Genomic DNA, 3,076 nt, shown 5'->3' on the forward strand with positions numbered 1-3,076 from the left:
GCTGACAGCAGACGCGGGCCGAACCCTTTCAGGGCCTCGCTGAACTCGGCACCGAGGACGTGGCCCATTCTCTGGATGAGCCCGGTTCGGATCGGTGCCGGGTGGTTGCGGGGTGAGGTCTCGGTCCTGGTCGGGGTGACCTGGTCCGTGATGTGTTGGGGCGGCTTATTTGTGAAGGTTCCACCGATCCAGCCCGACCTTGGCGGGCTCCATCAGTCGCCCGACGGCACCCGCCCACGCCGGACCCACCCCGATCCGAATGCGCCACTCCCGCCGACCCGGCCCACCCTCCCGGCGCCGAGTCCAGCGAGGCCCTGAAAGGGTTCGGCCCGCGTCGCCTGTCAGCCCGCGATAAGATGCGCCGCAGGCGCGAGTATCGCGGGCTGACAGGCGACGCTCAGGGGGGGGCCGAACCCCGCGCGGCGAAGCCGCGCCGATAAACACTGGGGGGACATTGCTCGATTTGGTGGTGCCGGCGGAGTGTGGGGGATGCGAGCGGGTGGGGACCGCGTGGTGTGCGGAGTGCGCGAGATGCCTCGCGGGTCCGCCGCGGCGGGTGTTTCCGCGAGCTGATCCGGGGGTGCCGTGCTGGGCGCTGAGCTCGTACCGGGGGCCGGCTCGGCAGGCGGTTCTCGGGGCGAAGGAGCGGGGGCGGCGGGATCTGGCTCGGCCGCTGGGGCTGGCGCTGGCCGCGGGGCTCGCCGAGTTGCGGGCGCCCGATACACCCTTGATACTTGTACCCTCGCCGAGCCGTGGAGCCGCTGCCCGGCGGCGGGGCGGTGATCCGGTGCTGCGGTGCGCGCGGGTGGCTGCCCGATCGCTGGATGGTTGCCAGGTGGTGCCGTGTCTGCGAGTCTGGTGGGGAGTCCGCGATTCGGCCGGTCTGTCGGCGCGCGAGCGTGGGCGTAATCTACGCGGCCGTGTGAGCGCCGCGCCGCTCCCGGCGTGGGCGCGGAACGCGCAGGTCGTGGTGGTCGATGATGTGCTCACGACAGGGGCGACGGTGTACGCGTGCGCGCGTGCCCTGGCGGCCGCGGGCTCATGCCTGGATGGCGTATTGGTGACGTGTGCCGCGTGAATCCGGGAAATTTGCGTGAACAGTGGCGAACGTCGGATCCGCGTACTAGCGTCGCGTTCACACACCCCGTTCCGGGAGTTTGGAGGTGGGCCGAGGACTCGAGATGCCGGCCGACTGATGGAACGTGGCCGGCACCGTTTCATCCCGCCGCACGCATCGGAAGTGTGCGGCCAGAACCGGGAGGTACGCGTGACGACATCTTCACGACCTTCAGTACAGGACACCGCCCCGACCCAGCTGGACGAGCAGCCGGACCAACCACCAGAAACCAGGGCCGATATCGTGGTCAAGGGCCGCAATGTCGAAGTTCCCGACCATTATCGAATTTATGTGGCGGACAAGCTGTCCCGGCTGGAACGCTTCGATCCCTCGATCTTCCTGTTCGATGTCGAACTTTTCCACGAACGCAATCGTCGTCAACGCAAGAACTGCCAGCGGGTGGAGATCACCGCGCGGGGTAAAGGGCCGATCGTCCGGGCCGAGGCCTGCGCGGACAGTTTCTACGCCGCCTTCGAAGCCGTGACCGCCAAACTGGAGAGCCGCCTGCGCCGCACCAAGGACCGGCGCCGCGTCCACTACGGCGAGAAGACCCCGGTATCCGTGCACGACGCCACCGCCGAGCTCTTGGACGAAACGATCGAGGATCTGTCCGGCGCGCCCCATGACCATTCGCCGCACAGCGCGAAGCGGTCGGATTTCGCCGCCGCCTACCCCGAATACGAGGGTCCCGGACATATCGTGCGTACCAAGGTCCACTCGGCGGTCCCGATGACGGTCGATGACGCCCTCTACCAGATGGAGTTGGTGGGCCACGATTTCTTCTTGTTCCAGGACAAGGAAACCGACCGTCCGTCGGTCGTCTATCGCCGGCACGCCTTCGATTACGGTTTGATCAGGCTCGCATAGTCGCCGTCTCGCCGGCCGGTCCGCATGGGCCGGCCGGCTTTCTCATTCGGTCCGGCGCTCGCCGTAGCTTTCGCGGTACACCGCATCGGTGAGCGGTCGCCGGTCGCGCCAGCCGAATCGTTCGAGATCGGGCACCCGCTGGAATTCGGTCACCGGTCCGATACACAGCCAGGCCACCGGCCGCATATGCGCGGGCAACTCGATCAATTCGGCGAGGAAGGCGGCATCGTAGAACGACACCCATCCGACCCCCACCTGTTCCGCGGTCGCGGCCAGCCAGAGGTTCTGGATCGCCAGAATCGTCGAATACACACCGGTTTCGGGAACGGTCGCCCGGCCCAGCACATGCGGGCCGCCGCGGGAGTCGTCATGTGTGACCACGATTCCCGTCGCGCTCTCCTCGATTCCCTCGATTTTGATCGGTTCGAACGTCCGTGTCCGCTCGGCCGGCAGTGACCGGGCGAATTCCAGCCGCTTCTCCGCCACATGCGCCGCGAATTTCCGCAAAGTGGCGCTATTGCGCACCAGCACGAAATCCCACGGCTGAGAGTTACCGACACTGGGCGCGCAGTGCGCGGCCGCCAATATCCGCCACAGTGTGGCCTCGTCGATCGGTTCCCCGGTGAACTCGGCCCGAACATCGCGCCTGGTCCGGATCGCCTCGTACACAGTCATCTCCGCAGCACACACCGTCACAGTATCCATCGCGGCGAATCCTCCCATGTCCGATTCGCATAACGATCACCCCCGCCGCCGCCCCCGAAACAGCCCACCGCCGCATCCGCACCACCCCGCATGAGCCCCCGGCTCCCTACGAACGCCCCCTCCGCCGCGCCGTGCCGGGCGGTCCAAGACGTGGCCGACTGCCTACCCGATTCCGCCGGCGCCACCGACGACCGTGCCGCGCCCTGCAACGGCCCGCCTTCGGGCGCCGAGTTCAGCGAGGCCCTGAAAGGGTTCGGCCCGCGTTTGCTGTCAGCCCTCGAAGCGAGGCGGCGCAGCCGCGAGTCTCGAGGGACCGGCAGGTATTCGCGGATGGGCACCGGACCGCGGGGGCCCTCGACCGTCGTATCACTGATCTCCAGGTCGCCC

General features: G+C 67.8%; 2 protein-coding genes. One reads left to right on the forward strand and one right to left on the reverse strand.

Translation table 11 applies throughout. The features are described 5' to 3' along the window. The first annotated feature begins 1,315 nt into the window (after positions 1-1,315). Positions 1,316-1,984, forward strand: coding sequence for a ribosome-associated translation inhibitor RaiA (gene raiA / locus AB0F41_RS31480; protein ID WP_357430228.1), 669 nt, complete (start codon positions 1,316-1,318; stop codon positions 1,982-1,984). Positions 1,985-2,026: 42 nt separating this feature from the next. Here raiA and bluB read toward each other — a convergent pair whose 3' ends face one another. Further along, positions 2,027-2,689 (reverse strand): 5,6-dimethylbenzimidazole synthase, encoded by a 663-nt coding sequence (gene bluB, locus AB0F41_RS31485; protein WP_357430226.1) that lies wholly within the window; start codon positions 2,687-2,689, stop codon positions 2,027-2,029. Positions 2,690-3,076: the final 387 nt, after the last annotated feature.

Origin of the sequence: Nocardia sp. NPDC024068 (assembly GCF_040638875.1) — a bacterium.
Taxonomy (GTDB): Bacteria; Actinomycetota; Actinomycetes; order Mycobacteriales; family Mycobacteriaceae; genus Nocardia.